The sequence below is a fragment of the Halobaculum sp. MBLA0147 genome, from assembly GCF_041361345.1.
In the GTDB taxonomy this organism is placed as follows: domain Archaea; phylum Halobacteriota; class Halobacteria; order Halobacteriales; family Haloferacaceae; genus JAHENP01.
Window position 1 is genome coordinate 245,284 of record NZ_JBGKAD010000003.1, and the last position, 18,742, is coordinate 264,025.

Consider the following 18,742-nt stretch of genomic DNA (forward strand, 5'->3'; position numbering starts at 1 on the left):
CAGTCGGCGTTCAGTCGTCGGACGCCGCGACGGCCGCCCGCGTCGTCCCGACGCGTCGGTCGAGGAAGTCGTCGAGCAACTCCAGCGAGCGGATCTTCTGGTCGATGTCGCTGGAGCCGTGCCCCTCCTCGCCCAACTCCTCGTACTCGAAGTCGTCACCCTGCTCGAAGCCGGCGTCTTCGAGCGCGTCACGGAGGATGCGAGCCTGCGAGACCGGCACGCGCGGGTCGTTGACGCCGTGGACGATCAGGAGCGGACACGAGAGGTTCTCGGCGTACCGTGCCGGGCTGCGCTCCTCGTACAGCTCCGGGTTGTCCTCGGGGTGGCCGAGGTTCTTCACCATCAGCTCCGTCCGGAAGTGTGGCATCGTGTTCTCGTACATGTCCTCCAGGTCCGAGAGCCCGACGGAGGTGACGGCCGCGTCGTACAACTCGGGGTACTGGACGACCTGCCAGTTGGTCGAGAACCCGCCGTAGGAGCCGCCGTAGACGACGACGCGGTCCTCGTCGAGCCAGTCGTACTCCTCCAAGACGTACTCCACACCGGTCGCCACGTCGCCCTGCTCTGCACCACCCCAGTCCTCGTACAGTTCGCGGACGAACTCGCGGCCCCGACCCGTCGAGCCGCGGTAGTTCACCTGCAGCACGGAGAACCCGCGCGAGAGGAGGAACTGCACCCGGTAGTTGAACCGACGCATGTCGTGGAACCGCGGGCCACCGTGCGGGTTGACGAGCAGCGGCGACGGTCGCTCGCCGGAGTCGAACAACAGTCCCTGAATCTCGAACTCTTCGTACGGCTCGTGCTCGACGGCCTCGGCGGGCGTCTCCGGCACACCGTCGGACGTGAACCGGATCGTCTCCGGCTCCACGAAGTCCTCTGGGTCGAACGGTCCGTAGTCGGCCCGCACCAGTGTCTCCGTCTGGTCGGCCGTCAGGTCGTACGCCACCAGTTCCGCGCGGGTGCTCGACGCGGTGTGGTACAGCAGGATACGGTCGTCGGCCAACTCCGTGTCCACACCACGCGTGGTCCCGGCCGGCAGATCGAGCTCTCGACCCTCTCCCGTCTCGGTGTCGTAGACGACCGGAACTGTCACCGAGTCCCGTGTGCGCGACGCGAGGAATCGGTCGCCGTCGCCGAGGAAGTGACTCGCACCCTCCTCGTACGCCTCGTCGTCGAACCACGTCACGTCGTCGGTCTCGAGGTCGTACACGCCCGGACGTCCGAGGTCTGTGGAGTTGTCGACGAACAGCAGACGGTCGCCGTCGGGCGAGAAGTCGACAGGGATCGCCTCGGCCCCGACCTCGCCGACCTCGAGGTTGCGGACGTTCGAGCCGTCGACGTCCGCGAGGTACACGTCCACGTTGTCGTAGTCGTCGCGCTCGTTCGTGGCGAACGCGATCCGGTCACAGTCGGGCGACAGTTCCGCCCCGTTGATCGCACGGTCGTAGTCCGTGAGTTTCGTCGTCTCGTCGCTCGCGAGGTCGTGACGGTAGAGGTTCATCTGGCCCTCGTGACTGGACCCGAACAGGATCGTCTCCCCGTCGTCACCCACTGCGTGGAGACGGAGTTGGCCGTCGACCTCGACGACCGGCTCGCTCTCTCCGTCGAGTGTCATCACGTGGAGGTCGTGTTGCTCGTCACCGTTCTCGTCACGGTGGTAGAACAGTCGGTCTCCGTCCGGGTGCCACTGGAAGCCGGCCTTCACCGATCGGGGGACCTGTCCGTCACTCAACTGCTCGGACTCGCCCGTCTCGACGTCGTACAGGTGGATCTCGTTGCGACCCGTCACGTCGTAGTAGTACGCGATCCGTTCGCCGTCTGGCGACACCGCCGGTGCCGCCAGCGTCGGGAGTTCCGCGAGTGCGTGGAGGATGTCGTCCGGCTCTTCGTCTGACATACACGACCACCCTGGAACGCACGACACGTAAGTTCTCGCAGAAGTCCGATTCTGTCTGAATTTCGATATGTCTCGGACGACGGGTGCAATCGTCGACTGGGTCCGGGCACGGGACCGACCACGAGCCACGAACCGCGACCTCGCCGCGATCCACAAGCTTCGATTCGGTCGGGCCCGAAGTTGGGTGCGTGCCGACAGTCGCCGCCTGTCAGATCGAGGTCGCCGACCTGGACGTGGAGACGAACCGCGAGACGATCACGGAGCGACTCGTCGGGCTCCCGGAGTCCGTCGACGTGGCCGTCTTCCCGGAGTACGCGCTGACGGGGTTCGTCGCCGACGAGCGCGTCGCAGCGGGGGCGGTCGCCCGCGACGGACCGGCGTTGGACGCGATCCACGAGGCGGCCGCGGACGCCGACGTGGCCGTCACCGTCGGGTTCGTCGAGGCCGCACCGGACGAGGAGGAGCTGTACAACGCGACGGCGTACCTCGACCCGGGCGGACCGGACGACCGCACGGTGTACCGCAAACGGCACCTCTGGGGCGGAGAGGACCGCGTCCTGACTCCCGGTTCGGAGCGTGTCACGGTTCGGACACCCGTCGGACGGGCGGGGATCGTCACCTGCTACGACCTGAACTTCGTCGACGAGAGCGCCGCGCTGGCGGAGCCGGACGTGGCGGCGCTGTTGGTCGGCGGCGCGTGGCCCGCCGCCTACACGGAGAACTGGCGACTGCTCTTGCGTGCTCGGGCGCTGGACGGCGTCCGCTGGGTGGTCGGTGCGGGGCGGACCGGGACGAAACGCGTCGCCGACGCGGACCCGACGACGTACGGCGGCCGGTCGCTCGTGGCGCGACCCGACGGCGGCGTCCACCGGGAACTGGACCGGCAGCCGCGAGATCTCGTGACGGAGGTGGACGAGGCCGTGCTCCGCGACCAACGCGAGGTGGTCGGCGTGTTCGGCGACGAGGGCCCGACGGCGCTCGACGACGCGACGGAGTGACCGAACTCGACCACGTGGCGGAGTGAGTAGCGCTCGCTGACGACGAATTACGATCTCGATCGGCTCAGACGCACCCCTCACACTCACAGTAGCGCTCGCAGACCGGGTTGTCGCAGTCCGGCGAGCGGGCGGTGCAGAAACTCCGGCCGTGTCGGATGAGCAGCACGTGCAGCGGGTACTTCAGTTCGTCCGGAATCACCTCGTCGAGCACGTCGTGTGCACGCTGGTTGTTCGCGGACTCGGGGACGAGTCCGAACCGCTTCGAGACACGTTCGACGTGCGTGTCGACGGCCATCGTCGGCTTGCCGAAGTGGAAGTTCAAGACGACGCTGGCGGTCTTCGGGCCGATCCCCTTGATCTCGGTGAGCCACGCCTTCGCGTCCTCGGTCGCCATCGCGTCGAGGAACGCCAGCGAGTAGGCCCCGCCAGTCTCCTCGCGGACGGCGGCGAGTGCGCGCTGGATGCGTTCGGCCTTCGTCTCCGGGAGGCCGGCGACCCGGACCGTCTCGGCGAGTTCCTCCAGTGGCGCCTCCTCGATGGCGCGGTAGTCCTCGTACGTCGAGAAGAGGTTCTCGGCCGCGCGACGGGTGTTCTCGTCGGCGACGTTCTGCGAGAGGATCGTCGTCACGAGTTGCCGGACGCCGCGCGCGTCGGCGGTCGTCCCGTGTTCTCCTTCCGGGTCCGCCCCGGTGTCCTGACTCTCGCCGGCCTCGCGCTCGACGGGTTCGTACAGCGCGACCAGTTCGTCGTGGAGTTCGCGGACGGCCGCGGCCGTCCACTCGTCGGACTCGGTAGACACGGACGATCACTGGGACGGCGGCAGTTTCAACACGTCGGTCCCGAGGTCGACCGTGACCACGCCGGTCGTCTCGCGTCTTGCGCGTCGAGTCTCTCGACCACGGACGCGGGTCGGTGTCGTGACGGGCGAGTGACTCTCGAACCGGTCGCCCGAGGAGACACCAGTGTGCCACTGTTGGCCAACACACCCCAACGTTCAAGCTGTTGGCCTCCACACACCAACGCACGATGTCGCAGGAGACGGACCCACCGGTCCAGCCGGACGACGGGCCGGACGAGACGGTACTGGCCGCCCTCGCCGACGAGGGCGAGGTCGAGGTAGACACGACACCGGACGACGCTCACGCTGCCTCGAACGGGATGGACGTGGCGACACCCGCCGGACGCCTCGCGTTCGAGGTGTACCCGGTCGAAGACACGGGCGCGGATCACGAGCGCCACGACCCGGACGCCGGCGTGTACGTCGACCGGTGGTACGACGAGTCGTACACGATCCTCCACGTCCACGAGGTGGACGCCGAGCCGAGGATCGAGGTGGCGGACCCCGACGCCGTCGACGGGCGCCACACGGTGCTCGTCCGCGAGAAGAACCCGCAGGAACGCGCCGCACAACTCCGTCGCCACGGCGTACCGGAACGCCGTGCGGAGGTGGTGGCACTGCGCGAGCGCGGGTTGACGTACAGCGAGATCTGCGAGGCGACGGGGGAGTCGGGGCCGAACAACCGCGGGGACGTGTCGCGACACCTCCAGCGGTTCGACGAACAGTTGGGCAACGCGAGGTGGCTCGCGGAGAACGCCGAGCCGGTGGCGGGTGATCGGTGACTGGGAGGTGACGGCCGGGGTACCGACTCTGCCGTCAGTCCGGATCAGGCCTCCGTCTCGACGCCGCGGGCCCGCGCTCGCTCGTCGGTCAACGCTCGGAGGGCGGCGAGACGACGCTCGACGGGTGGGTGTGCCCGCGTCTCCAACGCGAACGACGAGAGCAGGTCGCCGGTCGTCCGCACCGGTCCGGTGGGACGCTCCGCGACCGTCCCCGCCTCCCTCGTGGCGGGACCGTCTTCGCTGGGGGCGTCGAACCCGTGCGGGAGGAGACACAGCTCCGCGACGTGACCCTCCGTCGCACCACCGGGGCCCGTCTGGGCTGTCTCGCGGCCGTCGCGTGCCGGAGCGCCGGCGTCGGCGAGCCGTTCGAGTACGTCGGCCAGCGTCGCGGGCGACCCCGTGAGTCGGGCCGCGGCACGGTCGGCGCCGAACTCGCGTTCTCGCGCCAGCGAACGCGCGAGGTACACCGTCAGCGTCGCCGCGGCACCGAGTGCCACGCCGCCGAACACGGCGACGGCGACCGCGCCGACCACGAACGTCGACAGCGAGGCGAGCGACAGCGGCCCACCGGGGAGCGAGGGGACGGCGAGTCCGTAGGCGACCGCGAGTCCCAGCCCACCCAGCGTCCACTGTGCCGTCGCGGGGAGGTCGTCGAGTCGCGACGACGCCACCGGGGTGTACGAGCCGGCGACCAGCGCCGGGAGGAACGACGCCAGCGTCAGGACGACGGCGTCGCGGTTGCGGAGGTGTGCCAGTTCGTGTGCGAGGACGGCGTCCAACTCCTCGTCGTCGAGTTCCTCGAGGAGCCCGGTCGAGACGACCACCGTCCCGCCGGTCGCCCCGGCGACGGAACAGCTGTTCGGGACCGGCGAGTCGACGACGGCCACGTCCGGGACCGGGGCGTCGGCGAGCCCCGCGACGCGGGTGAGTCGCGCGTGGAGGTCGGGGTACGTCTCGCGGTCGACGACCGTCGCGTCGACCGTCGCGAGGAGTTCCGAGCGGACGTACCCGAGCTGGACGACGACGAGGACGGCCGCGAGGCCGAGCGTCAATGCGGCGACACCGAGCGAGCCGGACGGGAGGAGGGCACCGAACCACGGTGCCAACAGCGCGGCGAGTCCGACCGCGACGAGACCGGTGGCGGCCAACGCGGCGCCGAGCGTGGCGGCGACGCGGAGCGACCGTCTGCGAGTGCGGGAGACCATCGTCCCCGTCTGGTGTCCGGAAAAACATATACTTCGTGCCTCCCACGACCGAGACGATGGGACACGACCCCGCTCGCGCCGCGACCGTCGGCGCGCTCGCCCTCCTCCTCCTCCTCACGGCGGCGTTGTTCCCCGTCGGGGGGTTCGGTAGCTACCCCGCCGCGGAGGGGACCGACACCGACGGAACCGGCCCGGCCGTAGACAGTGGACTGCTCGACTCCCCGAGCGAGACGACGACACCGGACGACGAGACGGAGACCGCCACGCCGACCGCGACGCCGACCGCAACGCCGACGCCCGAACCGGACGACGACGGGGCGACGGGGGCGACGACCGGCGACCGGCCGACGATCGGAGCCGGCTTGGCGTCCGAGATCGGCTTCGTCGCCGGACTCCTGTTGCTCGGGACGCTGTTCGTCGTCGCCTTCGGCAGCGTCGTGAGCGTCACGGCGACGCGGATGGCCGCCGCAGTCGACGACGTGCCGAGCGGTCGCCTGCCGCGCGTGCGTCTGTTCTTGGCCGCCATCCCCCGCGCGACGGTCGCGGTGCTCGTCGGGACGGGGAGTCTGGGCGGCACGCTCGGCGGTCGCCTGCGGGCCGCGCTCGGACGACTCGGCGGTGGATCGCTCCGGCGTGTCGGCGCGGTGACACGGGGACTGACGGGTGCCGTCGGTACGATCGTGGGCGGCCTCGCGCGGCTGTCGCTGCCGCGCCTCTCACTCGCGAGTCTCACCGGCGAGGTGTCGTTGTCTCGTGCAGACACGGACGAGAGCGGCGGCGCGGGTGGTAGTGGCGGCACCGGGTCGGTGACGGCGAGTGAGTCCGCGGAACGGCCGACGGCTCCGTCTGCCGACGCCGGCGGGCCGACGGGTGGGCCGACGACGGTCCGCGAGGCGTGGTCGCGGTTCCCGGCGTACGTGCCCGGTGTCGACAGCGTGTCGACGCGGACGCCCGGCGAGTTGGCTCGCCGCGGCGTCGCGGCCGGGCTCCCGGACGACGCGGTCGAGACGTTGACCGACGCCTTCCGTCGCGTCCGGTACGCCGGCGGCGTCGACGAGTCCCGCCGCCGTGCCGCGCTGGACGCCTTCGAGGAGCTCCGTGGCGTCGACACCGCCGAGCGAGGAGACGGCGACGATTCGTCGGACACCGACGGAGGTGAGTCGTCGTGAAGCCGACGCGACGGGTGATCCGTGGTCTCGGCTACCTCCTCGGACGTGCCGTCGGAGGCGCCGTGTGGCTACTCCGACGCCTCGGACGCGGCGAGGAACGACTCGCGACACGGCTCCGCAAGGTTCGTACCCGCGAGTCGAGCGGGCGACTGACGACGAGACTCCGCGGGGTCCAGGTGGCGGAGACCGACGGAAGCCGTCGCCGTCGGGTGGTGCGTGCGTTCGACGCGGTGGCGCTGCTCGCGCTCGTCGGCGCCGCGGCGACGCTCGCCGGGGTGGTGCCGGACGCCGTCGTCCGCACGCTCGCCGGCGTCGCACGCCCGACACTGGGTGTGCTCGGTCTCCTCACTGCCGTCCTCGTGTTGGTGACGTGGAACCGCTCCGGGACGGACGCAGACGAGCCAGACCACCACGAGTTCGGCGTGCCGCCACACCCGGCACCGCCGGAACGGGTACCGGCGGGCGACGGCGTCCCGCCGGGCGCGCGTGTCGCGCTGGCCGCGGGCGAGGACGACCGGATCGCCCGTGCGACGACGAGACGCGAGTTCGGCGGCCAGAGCGTCGAGGAGCGACTCCGCGAGGCGGCAGTCGCTGCCGTCGTGCGCGACACTGGTGTCGACGAGTCCGTCGCTGCCGAGCGCGTCGCCGACGGATCGTGGACCGACGACCCGCGTGCGGCGGCGCTGCTGGCCGACGGCGAGGAGCCGACCGTCCCGCCGAGCGAGGCGCTGCGCGACTGGATCGCGGGCGAGCGGACGCCACGCACGGTTCGGGCGACGGTTCGCGAGATCGAGCGCCGCGCCTCGCCCGACGAGGGCGGACACGGGACCCGGTTCGCGCCCGGTGCCACGAGTGCGACGGACCCGACGGGTACCGTGAGAACCGCCGACGAACGGACCGGAACCGTCGAGACGCCCGGTCCCGAGACAGTCGGAACCGACGCCGACAACGGCCGGCCCGCCGACGGCGTCGCCGAGACGGCGGTCGCCGACCCCAGTCTCACGGGAGACGACGACGGCGACACCCAGACGACGGCGTCCGAGGTGGCGGGTGCCGAAGAGACCGCACCGCCGCTCCGTGCCGGTGCCGGTCGTGGCGCGTTCTCGTGGGAGGTGGACCGATGACGCTCGCCGAGCGGGCGCGGTACGCGCCGGCGACACTGCTCGCGGTCGGGCTGGCGGCGACCGGCGTCGTCACCGGGAACCCGGTCGTGTTGTTCGCGGCCGCCATCCCGCTGTCGCTCGTGGCGTACGGAGCCCTAGTGGTCGCACCACCCGAGGACGCCGTCAGCGTCGAACGGACGGTGACACCCGACGCGCCACGCGCCGGGGAACGACTGGCGGTCTCCGTGACCGTCACGAACGACTCGGAGAGCTACCTGCCAGACGTGCGCGTCGTCGACGGGGTGCCGGACCAGTTGGCCGTGCTCGACGGATCGCCGCGTGCCCACTGTACGCTCGCACCGGGCGAGTCGGAGACGGTGCAGTACGCGGTGCGGGCGGCACGCGGCGAGTACACCTTCGACCCCGCCGGCGTGACCGTTCGCTCGCTCGCCGGGACGGCCGAACGACGGACCGCGACGGGTCCACAGACGGAACTGCGGGTGCCGGTCGGTGCCGATCCACTCCCCTTGGACGACCGGACGGCGACGGTCGGCGGCCGGATCGAGACGGACGACGCCGGCACCGGCATCGCGTTCCACTCCAGTCGGGAGTACCGCCCCGGCGACCCGATCAACCGTGTGGACTGGAACCGCTACGCGTCGACGGGGGAGCTGTCGACCGTCGAGTTCCACGAGGAGCAGGCGGCGACGGTCGTGTTGGTCGTCGACGACCGGGTGAGTGTCCGGGGTGTCGCTCGGCCGGGTGAACTCGACGCCGGGGAGCGGGCACGACGTGCCGCCGCGGAACTCGCCACGGCACTGTTGAACGCGGGCGACCGCGTCGGCGTGGCGGTGAAAGACGCCGGTGGCGGGTTCACGCCGCCGCGCAGCGAGGACTCGCTGGAGGTGTCGCCGACGGCGTACCGTCACGAGGAGGAGGGGTACCTCCCACCACGTGGCGCCGGTGCCGCACAGGAGACGGCCGTCCGCGAGTACCTCGACCGCCGTGGAGAGGGCCGCAGTGACCTCCCGCTGCGCGTCGACGACTTCTGGTTCGCGGGGGATCTGGCAGACTACCTGCCGGAGGACGCACAACTCGTCTTCTGTTCGCCGCTCGCGGACGACGACGCCGTCGCCGCCGTAGAGACGTGGCTGGCCCGTGGCTACCCGGTCACCGTGCTCGCGCCGGACCCGACGGGGACCGGCGTCGGCGGACGGTTCGCGACCGTCGAGCGCGACGAGCGACTCGACGATCTGCGGCGGTCCGACGCGACCGTCGTCGAGTGGGACGGACGGGACACGCTCGACGCCGCCGTCGCTCGCGCGGAGGTGAGTCGATGAGCGACGCGAGCGAGACCGGCGTGGCTCGCGACACGTCCACGCTGGACGACCCGGTGACTGGTGCCCAGACGGACGACTCTACGGTGGGTGCCGGCACGGCTACCGCCCGGACGACCGCCCAGACTGCCGACCGAACGACGGAGCGGACGACCGAACCGCCGGAGAGGACGCCGAGTCCGGCCGGGAGTCGGATCGCGTTCCTCGCGACGGCACTGGCCGTAGTCGTCGCCGGCGCCGGCTTCGGCGTCCTGCTGCCGGCCGTGGGGGTCGTCCTCGGCGGCGCGGCACTGTGGCCGGCCCTCCGGTTGCTGCGGGACCCGGACGGGCTCGTCGCCACGGTCGCGGACGCGGTAGACACGAGCGAAGCGGCCGTCGAGCGGGCGGAACACGAGGGGGTCGCCGACCAGTCGGATCGTGCGACGACCGTCGACCGGCCAGAACACCGGTCCGCACTCGCGAGGGGCCTCGCCGCGGTCGTCGTCGGACTCACGTTCGGGACGAGCGTCGCGTTGCTGGCTGGCTCCCCGGCGTACGTCCTGGCGTTCGTCGGTGGCGTCGGTGCCTCGGCGACCGTCACGCTCGGCGCCGTGGCCGTCGGTGCCGTGGCGTTGAACGCGACCGTCGGTGTCGGACCGACCGGGTCGGGAGGCGCGAACGGCGTACTCGCTGGTCCGACGGGAGACGACGGCGTACTCGCGGGTCCGACGGGAGACGACGGCGTGCTCGCGAAGGCGACGACGCCCGCACTGGGTGCCGTCGTCGCCGTGACCACCGCCGTGACCGTGTTCGCCGGTGGTGGTGCGGTGGTGGTCACGGGTGGGCAGTTCCTGCTCGACTCGGGACCACTGTCGCCGCTCGCGACGGCACTCGTGCTCCAGCTCGTCGCAGTCGGAGTCGGGGTGACCGTACCGTTGCTCGACAGTGCCTTCGAGGACTTGCTGGGTGGCGAGCGGTACGAACGACCGGCCGCACTCGACTGGTTGTCTCGTGCACCCAGCGAGGTGCCGCGGTGGTACTGGCTAGCGTTGTTCCTCCAGGTGACGGCGGTCGCGAACGGCGTCGCGCTACCGACGACCGCACTCACGACCGGCCTCGCGGGGGTGGTGGTGGGACAGCTCCTGCCGCTGGGTGCACTCGCGCTGGGCACGCTGGCGGCGACCGTCGTCGCTGGGTGGGTGGTGAAGTCGTTCACCGTCGCCGCCGTCGGCGAGGACGGCCCGCTGGCCGTCCGGACGCTGGCGACGCTGGTTCCGGTCGCGGCGGTCGTTTGGACACTGGTGCTCGCGGTGCCGAGCGCGGAGCCCCTGATCGCGCCGGTCGCGACGCCGGTCGGCGTCGCCGTGGCACTCGGGGCGGTCCGGGCGACCGGCGACGGGATCTGGGCCGTCTCGCGGCTCGGTGTCCTGCCGGAACGGGCCGGCGGCTTCGCAGTCGCGGCGGGGGCCACCGTCGCCGTCGGGTTGGTCGCCGCGTTCGCCGGTGGGCCCGCGGCGGCGGTCTACGTCGCGGTCGCCGCCGCGCTGGTCACCTGGTACGCCGGCGAGCTGGGCACCGGTCTCGGTCACCACCTCGGCCGCGAGGCGGACACGACGACCGGCGAAGTGGCCCACGCCGTCGCCGTGAGTCTCGTGGTGGGAGCCGCGACGCTGGTCGTGTCGCTCGTGACGTACGTCGGCGGGCCACCGGCGTGGCTCCCCGACGGCGCGTCGGCCGCGACCGCCGTGGCGGGGCTCGCCGTCGCCGCGCTGGCGGTCGTCGCGCGGGTCACCGTCGGGCGGTCGCTGGAGGAGTCCTGACGGATCGATCTGAGGACGGTCCACGGTTCGTCGAAGCGATACCTCTTCTCTTCGCGACGTTCGCTGTCGGTACAGACAAGGTCGTGACCGGGCGTGACGGACCCAGTACGGTGGAGTGAGACGATCACTGGGCCGGGCACCCGATTCGATACGAGACGAGTGTGGTCGTGGCTACTGGCAGAGAATTGAAACTGATATAGAAACAGAAAATACTATAAGACATGTGGCAGAGGGTAGTGGTATGCTACGCGATCGAGCGTACGCGACGGTATCGGCACTCGCACGACGACCACGACTCGTGGTGAGTCTAGTCCTCCTCGTCTTGTTGGCCAGCCAGGGTGCAGTCGCCGAGGGCGGCGATCTCACTGTCTCTCCGCTCGAAGAGGGCAGGGCCATCCTCGGTAGCGACGGGAAGGGCGAATAGTAACGCACAGAACTCCAGACCAGCTACTCCGGCGTGTTCAACCACTCTCGTTGCTGCGGCCAGTAGAGATCGTCGTCGTAGAACACCGGACTGTCGAGGTGGTCGTCGAGCCACTCCGAGAGTCGCTCTCTCGACAGGTGGTGGACGGACCCGGTACCCGGAATCCGGCCGTGACCGTCGTCGTCGAAGGTGCCGTTCATAATCGCGCCTGGATCGAACGGCTGGTCGTGCGTTATCTCGACACGGTACGTGTCGTCACTGTCGGTGTCGGAGACACGAACCGTCGGCGGGAGCGTCGCGTCGCTCTGAGTGACTACCTCGCGTCCGTCTCCGACGACGAAGTAGTCGTCACTGTCGTAGACGGACTGGACACGGTCCAGAGCAGTCTGGATCGCCCACCCGCGTGCCATCAACAGCGCCCAGTCGGACCCGATCGGGCTCGCCTCGAACGTCGCCGCGATGTCCCCGGTGACGACACCGGCGGCAGCTCCAGATCGAACCAGTTCGCGTCCGACACTGTACGTCTCACAGGCGTTGAGGAAGAACACTCGCAGGCCGGTGTCGTCGAGGACCGTCCCGTCGAGTGTTCCGTCGTCACAGACGATCCCGTCTTCGTCGGTCGCGTGACCGGCGAAGTAGAACAGATCTGGACCGTCTTCGACGGCCGAGGCGAGTTCGTCGACGGTCGGCTCTTCGACGGTCCGGACGGTCGTGTCGAAGTCGCCGGGGTGGCGTTCGAACCCGTGCCGGACCGCCGCCGCCTCCTGCTCACTCGTCGCTCCCGTTCCGTAGCTCCCGTCTGCCTTCCGCGAACAGTGTGCCACGGTCACCGTTATTGACTCTCCATCCTCGGTGTCGATGGGATCACCGGGGTCGGTCCACTCGGAGAAGAGTTTGAACCCGGTTGTGGGGACGCCCTGGGCCAACCAGCCGTTCGTGCGTGCCTCCCCCGACACCCGTTTCACTTTCTCCACGACACCACCGTGTCCCTCTTCGGGTCGTTCCATCGGGTTGTCGACGACAACCCCGTCGTGTTCGGCGATCCGGATCACCGGCCAATCACAGAGTGTGGGGACGACTCGTCGGACGTTCTCCAACGTCGGGTTGATCGACACGGAGAGATGCCAGTCTGGGAACCGACTGAGCACGTCGTCTGGAGACTCGTCCATCCTGAGGTACTGCTTGGCGCGGGGACCTGGATCGTCGGCGAGCGTCGACGCGTCGAGACCGAGCTCGTCGAGTGACGGTGCGTCGACCAGTTCGTACTCCGCCCCCTTCTGCTCGTCCGAGGACTCCTCGAGTGCCAGGAGTCGGTCGAGCCTGAAGAGGAGTCGGAACACGACGTCGGGATCGTACCCCACTCGCCTACCGATCTGGAACTCGTCGCCAGCGAACTCCGCGACCGGGTCCGACTCTGGCGTGATCGTCACGACTCCTCCCGTGTAGTACACGAGCGGCATCAACAGCGCCAACTCGTCGAGTCGCCGTGGAACTCGGAACAGAACGTCCGGTCGACCGTCGATTCGAAGTTCGTCCGGCGGCGGGGTCCGTTCGCCCCACTCGACTCGTGGCAGAGCCGTGCTGGCGAACGGACTGGCTCGATCGTAATCGAATCTCTCCGCCACTCCGTGAATTCGGGAGAGGGCGTCCGCGACGCCCGCGATCGACCGAGGAACGGTGATCGTATGCCGTTCGTTCGGCCGCTTACACCCGAGCCACACGTGGAGGCGTGTCTCACAGACCAGTCGGACACCGTCACTGCTCTCGAGTAACTCGACCGGTTCCCCGGCACCAGTCTCTACCCAGCACCGCGCCCGAACTGCGCCGTCGACACGGAGTTGCACCGGGGTTCGGTGCCGCTTCGTACCCCGGTCGCCAGTGGTGGCGTCGACCTGTCGGCCGCTCGTGTCGAGCACTGCTACGTTGATGTCGGGGAGCGAGAGACTCTCGGCCGTGAACGTCACCGTCTCGTAGCCTCGGGCGACGATCGGACCTCCGAGTCCGTCGATACCACAATTCTTGAGTCCGACACGGAGTGTCGACCCTTCGTGGTCTGTGACACGTAGTTCCTGATCGCCGAAGTCGAACTGCACCGTCTGTCTTATGTTCCCCACACAGAATAAGCCTCACGAAAGCAGAACGAACATCCGACAGAAAGTAATATATTTGAACGGGCCGTAACAAACTTGCCTGCAGCGTTTGGGGGCACAGTTGCCCCGTAGATTCAAAATTCCTTATAGTAAGACATAATAACCTCCACGTAGATGTACCACCAACGCGGCGACGGAACACACGAGACTATGCCACTGCAACGCGTATTCGGTATCACGACGGACGGAGTCGGGGACGGACCCGACGGACTGTCTAGGCGAGAACTCGAGACCGACGTTCGGTTCGACGCGAGTGCGATACCCATCGTCGGGCGACTGATCGACGAGGTAGACACCGAGTTCGACCCCGTCGTACAGCGGGAGCTCTCACGCGACGAGTGGCTGTTGGCGCTGTTGTACGCCTCCGACGGCGAGAACGATCAAGCTGCGGTCTCCGGTGACCTGACCCTGAACCTGACGCTGTTCGTTCTCGCGAAGAACTTCGAAGAGTATCTCGATTACTCTGTGGGCCTAGATTTCGATAGTTCTGATGCTGGTCCCAAGGCTACAATTGTCGAAGAAGATATGGGACAGTTACTGCAAGACGACATCGTGCGGAGCGAGTCGATTCGAGACCCGGAACACGAGTTGGACCAATACCGATACTTCGTCGGAGACGAAGGTCGTGATCGAGCCCGGAACGCCTGGGAGAGTCTCGGCGACGAGGCGAGAGACGAGATCGAGCGGATCAAGTCACGGTTGAGCAGTGGTGATCTCGGCGATCTCATCACCTACGCATATCGGAAGGACAGCGAGCCGTTCGAGGGCGAACTCGTCCGTCGGTGAGACAGCTATGGTAGAGGCGAGCTCTGCTCTTGCACTCATAAGTACCGTTCTCACTGCGGTGGGAATTTCTGGCCGTAGCCTGGTGACAGATAGAGTATATTTTAATAAAAAATATAGAAATATGTACATCGATTTGATAGAAAATGGTAAGAATGAAGCAGTCTCGCCGGTCGAGACTCTTATGACGGCCGTCGTGCGGCACGAGGAACAGATCCTCAGAGACGACGAGTTCAGTTCGCTGTCCGAAGCGCTCGACAGCGAGGAGATGACCGATATCTCGCTGGTGGATGTCGTCGAGTCTGACGATGTCGAGATAAGCGACTCTATCGACGAGGAGGACGGAGAAGAAGAGGTCGCCAGGTTCCTGTACAGAGAGATGGACTACATCCTGGGTGATATCAGACAGTGTGAGCGGATCCTGGACGAACAGCCGAGGATTCAGAGACGGCGCGACCTGAGTTACGTCGTCGGTCTGGTCGCGGCCTGTGCGGGCGTGGCCATCTACGCGTTCTTCTACTTCGTCGTGGGTGACACCTCAGGTATTCCGTTAGCCGTATTGTTGACCGTCGGTGTCGCTTTCACGGTAGCAGGGGTCGCTGGAACAGTCGGGTACGAGTGGAAACATAGAAAGTTGGAGGATGAATTGAACAGGATATTCACTCGACACCGTGAGCTACTCTCGGGGACTGACAGAGAGTGAAGCGGACCGGGCCAAGGTACTCAACCCCGGTCTCTTCTGCTACACCTACCCGTCTACTTCCTCGATCTCCGCGTCCGCCGCGTCGCGGCGAACGCTCTCGATGCCGTCCGTCGCCCCCGACTTGTCACTGTACCCTTGTCCACTGTCCGCGATCACGTTGCCGTTGTCGTGTCGGAGCCGCCACCGCCACTCGTCGGCCTCGTCGCGGTACAGTTCGAACGTGGACGCCATTGCCGCTCGTTCACAGACCCCACACGAGAGACTGTGGGACGGATACCAGACGAACTGTCGTCGAGTGTCCGACCGGCGGGACCGCGGGACGGTGCAGTCAGGACCCGTCCTCGTCGGCCAGAACGGACTCGTAGAACTCTTCGTGATCGTCCGCGACGGCGTCCCAACTGCGGGCGTCGTACTCGACGGGGTCGTCTCGTGCCAGGCCGCGTTCGATTCCGGTCGCGATGGCGTCGGAGTCGTGGTCCACCTGGATCAGGCAGTCCTCGGGGAGCACCTCCGCGGCGCCACACTCCGTCGTGACGACCCGCGTGCCGGCGGACAGCGCCTCGACGATAGTGATCCCGAACGGCTCCGAGCGGGACGGGGAGACGAACAGGTCGGCGCTGGCGTAGTAGTCGGCCAACTCCGCCTCGGGGACGAAGCCGACGAACTCCGTCTGATCGGCGACACCGGCGAGCTCGGCGAACTTCTCCAGTTGTGCGGTGAGGTGTCCCGTCCCACCGATCACCAGCGTCACGTCGTCGCGGCGGAGCTGCGAGAGTGCGTGGATCAGGTACTCGATCCCCTTCTGGTCGGTGTGGCGGCCGACGAAGAACAGCATCGGCCCGTCGACACCCAACTCGGCGGCCACGTCGCGGTCGGTGGGTTCGACACTCGGGAACCCGTTGTGGATCACCGTGGAGTCGGCGTCGTACTCCTCGCGGACCTTCCCGGCGGTGTACTCGCTGACGGAGATCAGGTGGTCCGAGCGGTTCGCGACGCGCTGTTCCGTCTGGACCTCTCTGTCCGGCGGGTCGGCGTTGCGGTCCGACGACAGCGAGTGGAACGTCGTCACCCACGGCACGCCGTGTTCGGACTGCGCACGCGACCCGGGGTTGTAGCCGAACCAGTCGTGGGTGTGGATCAGATCCGCGTCGGCGGCACGCTCGACGAAGGTGTTCGACAGCCGACCGATCCGGGTGACGATGTCGCCGTCGCCCGTCTCGACGCCCTGAGTCCCCTCGCGGTCCGGCGGCGCGTACTCCGCGGGGAGCACCAACTCCACGTCGACCGTCTGCCGCGGTGCGAACCGGTCGAACAACTCCCCCACCGCCGTGTCTAGCCCGCCGGTGACGTTCGGAGGGAAGCCCCACCCGAGCATCAACACCGTGTACGACATCGTCCGACTCGTGGCGGCACTGGGACTTAAAATGGTCCCCGCACGGACGGGGAGAGACCATGACTCCCCGTCCGTCACGTCCGATTCACCTACGTTCCCGATAAATCTCTAGACAGGTACGCCGCGATACATATTTACGGCCAAAATGTATAAACACTCGTAGTAGAGTGGCAGAGACGAACATGGCACCGACAGCCATCGCGGCTCCCGAGCGGACGGACGGAGAGTACGGCGAGGTGACACTGGAGTTGCTCGGACTGCTGGAACGAGACCCGCGAGCGAAGCGGGCGCTGGAACAGTCTATCGACGCGGCGGCGTCGGCGAACTCGGACCCGGACACGAACCCGGTACGGAGCCTCGACGACTACTACCGGTTCGTCGACCGGACCGTGGATCTGGTTCCACGTGACGTGTTGGAGAACCCGGAGAACCTCCTGCGCGACGAGATCCAACAGACGATCTGCTACTTCTACTTCCTGGTGGGCCAGGAGGTCGACGCGCTGCGTGGACTCGAGGGGTACGACCTCTACCGGCCGGCACCGATGTACTACCCGCCGTTCTCGAACTGGCTCCGGACGTACGCCGACGCCTGGGGACAGTTCCTCGACACCGAGGCGTCGTGGAACCGCCGGATCTACCGCGAGTTCTACGCGGACGAGCGGTTCGGGCTCCAGGAGGACTGGTACGAGACACCCGCCGCGTGGGACTCGTTCAACGACTTCTTCGCACGACACCTCCGGACGCCGGACGTGCGACCGATCGCGTCCGGCGACGACGTCGTCTCCGCCCCGGCCGACTCCGTCCCGCAGGGTGTCTGGCGGATCGAGGACGACCTGTCGCTGGGCGACCGTGTCGATCCACACGCCCCGAACGGTGGTGGCGGTGGTGGAAGCGGTGAGACGGACGGCGACCACGGGACCGAGAGCGACGGCGGCGTCCGGATCAAGAACCGGTCACACCAGACGGTGAGCGATCTCCTCGGCGAGAGCGACTACGCCGACGCCTTCGCCGGCGGGCGGTTCACCCACACGTTCCTGAACGTCAACGACTACCACCGGTACCACTTCCCGGTGAGCGGTGTGGTCCGAGAGCACGACACCTTCGAACAGAACGTGGCTATCGAGGCCCACTGGGACGGCGACGCCGGACGATACGGGCCGGTCGACACCACTGGGTGGCAGTTCACGCAGACGCGTGGGTACGTGATCGTCGAGACCGACACGGTCGGCGTGGTCGCGTTGGTCCCCATCGGGATGGCCGAGGTGTCGGACGTGTACTTCGCGGACCCGGTCGAGTCCGGACGGACGTTCCGGAAGGGCGACCCGCTCGGGCACTTCCTGTTCGGCGGCTCGGACTTCGCGATGCTGTTCGATTCGGAGGCGAACTTCGAGTTGACCGACGCGTACGACGACGACGCGGACCAGTACGAGCATCTGCTGATGGGCGAGGCGTACGGACACGTCGACGCGTGAGTCGCCTGGGGGCCGTCTGCGGCACAGTCGGCGGCGGCCACGGCACTGTCTCGTCGTGAGGGCGGTTCCACGCCACTGGGAACGACCGGCCGGTGTTTTGCCCCGTCCGGGTGAATCGGAGCACAGAGGTGACGCCGCTCGCGGGACACCGCGAGCCCTCGACAATGACAGACGTGACACCACTCGTCGTCGTCGCGAAGGTGGTGGCTGCCGGGGTCGGACTCCTCGTCACGACCGCGGCGTACCGCGCCTCGCGTCGCACCGGTTCGGTCGCGCTGCGACTGCTCGCCGTCGGCTCGGCAGTGTTGACACTCGGCGCCGCCCTGGGCGGTGGGCTCGACCGCGCGGTCGGGTTGCGCCTGGAGACCGGACTGCTGCTCAGCAGTCTGCTCTTGCTCGCCGGGTTCTGTACCCTGGCGTACTCGTTGTTCGTCTCGGACCCACAGTTGGGCCCGGCAGACCGCACCACCGACGGTCGAACGGGGAACTGACCGACGACGTGCCGCTCGGTGATCTCCCGGACGGCACGCTCCGCCTACCCGCGACGCGTCGCCACACCACACATAGTCACGCACGGCGCGACAGCACACCACGTGGAGTCGCACGCCGCAGAGCCGCACGACGCCCGATTCCCGAGCCGACGCCTCTACGAGTGGGTTCTCCGCCGGTGGGATCGAGTACCGGAGACT

General features: G+C 68.2%; 17 protein-coding genes. 11 read left to right on the forward strand and 6 right to left on the reverse strand.

From position 1 onward, the window contains the following. Window positions 1–10: 10 nt before the first annotated feature. Window positions 11–1,897 carry a S9 family peptidase gene (locus RYH80_RS17565; RefSeq protein ID WP_370905383.1) on the reverse strand — a complete coding sequence of 629 codons (1,887 nt, stop codon included), beginning with the start codon at window positions 1,895–1,897 and terminating at the stop codon, window positions 11–13. A gap of 188 nt (window positions 1,898–2,085) precedes the next feature. On the opposite strand from RYH80_RS17565, the gene RYH80_RS17570 reads away from it, so the two are divergent. Then, window positions 2,086–2,895 (forward strand): carbon-nitrogen hydrolase family protein, encoded by an 810-nt coding sequence (locus tag RYH80_RS17570; RefSeq protein ID WP_370905384.1) that lies wholly within the window; start codon window positions 2,086–2,088, stop codon window positions 2,893–2,895. A 64-nt stretch (window positions 2,896–2,959) separates the two neighbouring features. Here the strand turns inward: RYH80_RS17570 and RYH80_RS17575 are convergent, their stop codons facing one another. After that, window positions 2,960–3,694: an endonuclease III domain-containing protein gene (locus RYH80_RS17575; protein ID WP_370905385.1), complete on the reverse strand. Its 735-nt coding sequence runs from the start codon at window positions 3,692–3,694 to the stop codon at window positions 2,960–2,962. Between the two features lie 227 nt (window positions 3,695–3,921). Between RYH80_RS17575 and RYH80_RS17580 the strand changes: the two genes are divergently transcribed. Beyond that, window positions 3,922–4,515 (forward strand): hypothetical protein, encoded by a 594-nt coding sequence (locus tag RYH80_RS17580; protein ID WP_370905386.1) that lies wholly within the window; start codon window positions 3,922–3,924, stop codon window positions 4,513–4,515. 44 nt (window positions 4,516–4,559) lie between these two features. Here the strand turns inward: RYH80_RS17580 and RYH80_RS17585 are convergent, their stop codons facing one another. Further along, on the reverse strand, window positions 4,560–5,720 hold the full coding sequence (locus RYH80_RS17585) for a M48 family metalloprotease (RefSeq protein WP_370905387.1): 1,161 nt from the start codon (window positions 5,718–5,720) through the stop codon (window positions 4,560–4,562). Between the two features lie 56 nt (window positions 5,721–5,776). Here RYH80_RS17585 and RYH80_RS17590 point away from each other — a divergent pair, with 56 nt between their 5' ends. The 5 genes from RYH80_RS17590 to RYH80_RS17610 all read left to right on the forward strand — a co-directional run bounded on the left by RYH80_RS17590 (window position 5,777) and on the right by RYH80_RS17610 (window position 11,552). Next, complete coding sequence (locus RYH80_RS17590; RefSeq protein WP_370905388.1) at window positions 5,777–6,889, forward strand: DUF4129 domain-containing protein; 1,113 nt, start codon at window positions 5,777–5,779, stop codon at window positions 6,887–6,889. Further along, window positions 6,886–8,013 carry a DUF7269 family protein gene (locus RYH80_RS17595; protein ID WP_370905389.1) on the forward strand — a complete coding sequence of 376 codons (1,128 nt, stop codon included), beginning with the start codon at window positions 6,886–6,888 and terminating at the stop codon, window positions 8,011–8,013. The genes RYH80_RS17590 and RYH80_RS17595 overlap by 4 nt, the downstream gene beginning before the upstream one ends. Beyond that, window positions 8,010–9,332: a DUF58 domain-containing protein gene (locus RYH80_RS17600; RefSeq protein ID WP_370905390.1), complete on the forward strand. Its 1,323-nt coding sequence runs from the start codon at window positions 8,010–8,012 to the stop codon at window positions 9,330–9,332. The genes RYH80_RS17595 and RYH80_RS17600 overlap by 4 nt, the downstream gene beginning before the upstream one ends. Further along, complete coding sequence (locus RYH80_RS17605; RefSeq protein ID WP_370905391.1) at window positions 9,329–11,128, forward strand: hypothetical protein; 1,800 nt, start codon at window positions 9,329–9,331, stop codon at window positions 11,126–11,128. Before RYH80_RS17600 ends, RYH80_RS17605 begins: the two co-directional genes overlap by 4 nt. Before the next feature lie 241 nt (window positions 11,129–11,369). Beyond that, on the forward strand, window positions 11,370–11,552 hold the full coding sequence (locus RYH80_RS17610) for a hypothetical protein (RefSeq protein ID WP_370905392.1): 183 nt from the start codon (window positions 11,370–11,372) through the stop codon (window positions 11,550–11,552). Window positions 11,553–11,575: 23 nt separating this feature from the next. Here RYH80_RS17610 and RYH80_RS17615 read toward each other — a convergent pair whose 3' ends face one another. Beyond that, window positions 11,576–13,645, reverse strand: a complete 2,070-nt coding sequence (locus RYH80_RS17615; protein ID WP_370905393.1) for a hypothetical protein — start codon at window positions 13,643–13,645, stop codon at window positions 11,576–11,578. 207 nt (window positions 13,646–13,852) lie between these two features. Here RYH80_RS17615 and RYH80_RS17620 point away from each other — a divergent pair, with 207 nt between their 5' ends. Further along, window positions 13,853–14,488: a hypothetical protein gene (locus tag RYH80_RS17620; RefSeq protein WP_370905394.1), complete on the forward strand. Its 636-nt coding sequence runs from the start codon at window positions 13,853–13,855 to the stop codon at window positions 14,486–14,488. 7 nt (window positions 14,489–14,495) lie between these two features. Next, the gene (locus RYH80_RS17625) at window positions 14,496–15,188 is read left to right on the forward strand and encodes a hypothetical protein (protein ID WP_370905395.1); all 693 of its coding nucleotides are present in this window, start codon (window positions 14,496–14,498) and stop codon (window positions 15,186–15,188) included. Window positions 15,189–15,233: 45 nt separating this feature from the next. On the opposite strand, the gene RYH80_RS17630 is transcribed toward RYH80_RS17625, so the two are convergent. Both RYH80_RS17630 and RYH80_RS17635 read right to left on the reverse strand, forming a co-directional pair. Next, window positions 15,234–15,419 (reverse strand): HVO_2922 family protein, encoded by a 186-nt coding sequence (locus RYH80_RS17630; protein WP_370905396.1) that lies wholly within the window; start codon window positions 15,417–15,419, stop codon window positions 15,234–15,236. A 97-nt stretch (window positions 15,420–15,516) separates the two neighbouring features. Then, window positions 15,517–16,581, reverse strand: coding sequence for a glycosyltransferase family 4 protein (locus RYH80_RS17635; RefSeq protein WP_370905397.1), 1,065 nt, complete (start codon window positions 16,579–16,581; stop codon window positions 15,517–15,519). Window positions 16,582–16,763: 182 nt separating this feature from the next. Between RYH80_RS17635 and RYH80_RS17640 the strand changes: the two genes are divergently transcribed. Then, a complete protein-coding gene (locus tag RYH80_RS17640) occupies window positions 16,764–18,053 on the forward strand; it encodes a phosphatidylserine decarboxylase (RefSeq protein WP_370905398.1) in 1,290 nt (429 codons plus the stop codon). 164 nt (window positions 18,054–18,217) lie between these two features. Then, on the forward strand, window positions 18,218–18,544 hold the full coding sequence (locus tag RYH80_RS17645) for a DUF7521 family protein (RefSeq protein ID WP_370905399.1): 327 nt from the start codon (window positions 18,218–18,220) through the stop codon (window positions 18,542–18,544). Window positions 18,545–18,742 lie beyond the last annotated feature (198 nt).

Bases quoted from the DNA above. Each gene is read 5' to 3' on its own strand.
- RYH80_RS17620 (WP_370905394.1), top strand. From the start codon at position 13,853: ATGCCACTGCAACGCGTATTCGGTATCACGACGGACGGAGTCGGGGAC.
- RYH80_RS17605 (WP_370905391.1), top strand. From the start codon at position 9,329: ATGAGCGACGCGAGCGAGACCGGCGTGGCTCGCGACACGTCCACGCTG.
- RYH80_RS17565 (WP_370905383.1), bottom strand. From the start codon at position 1,897: ATGTCAGACGAAGAGCCGGACGACATCCTCCACGCACTCGCGGAACTC.
- RYH80_RS17635 (WP_370905397.1), bottom strand. From the start codon at position 16,581: ATGTCGTACACGGTGTTGATGCTCGGGTGGGGCTTCCCTCCGAACGTC.
- RYH80_RS17625 (WP_370905395.1), top strand. From the start codon at position 14,496: ATGGTAGAGGCGAGCTCTGCTCTTGCACTCATAAGTACCGTTCTCACT.
- RYH80_RS17600 (WP_370905390.1), top strand. From the start codon at position 8,010: ATGACGCTCGCCGAGCGGGCGCGGTACGCGCCGGCGACACTGCTCGCG.
- RYH80_RS17580 (WP_370905386.1), top strand. From the start codon at position 3,922: ATGTCGCAGGAGACGGACCCACCGGTCCAGCCGGACGACGGGCCGGAC.
- RYH80_RS17585 (WP_370905387.1), bottom strand. From the start codon at position 5,720: ATGGTCTCCCGCACTCGCAGACGGTCGCTCCGCGTCGCCGCCACGCTC.
- RYH80_RS17610 (WP_370905392.1), top strand. From the start codon at position 11,370: ATGCTACGCGATCGAGCGTACGCGACGGTATCGGCACTCGCACGACGA.
- RYH80_RS17630 (WP_370905396.1), bottom strand. From the start codon at position 15,419: ATGGCGTCCACGTTCGAACTGTACCGCGACGAGGCCGACGAGTGGCGG.
- RYH80_RS17645 (WP_370905399.1), top strand. From the start codon at position 18,218: ATGACAGACGTGACACCACTCGTCGTCGTCGCGAAGGTGGTGGCTGCC.
- RYH80_RS17590 (WP_370905388.1), top strand. From the start codon at position 5,777: ATGGGACACGACCCCGCTCGCGCCGCGACCGTCGGCGCGCTCGCCCTC.
- RYH80_RS17640 (WP_370905398.1), top strand. From the start codon at position 16,764: ATGGCACCGACAGCCATCGCGGCTCCCGAGCGGACGGACGGAGAGTAC.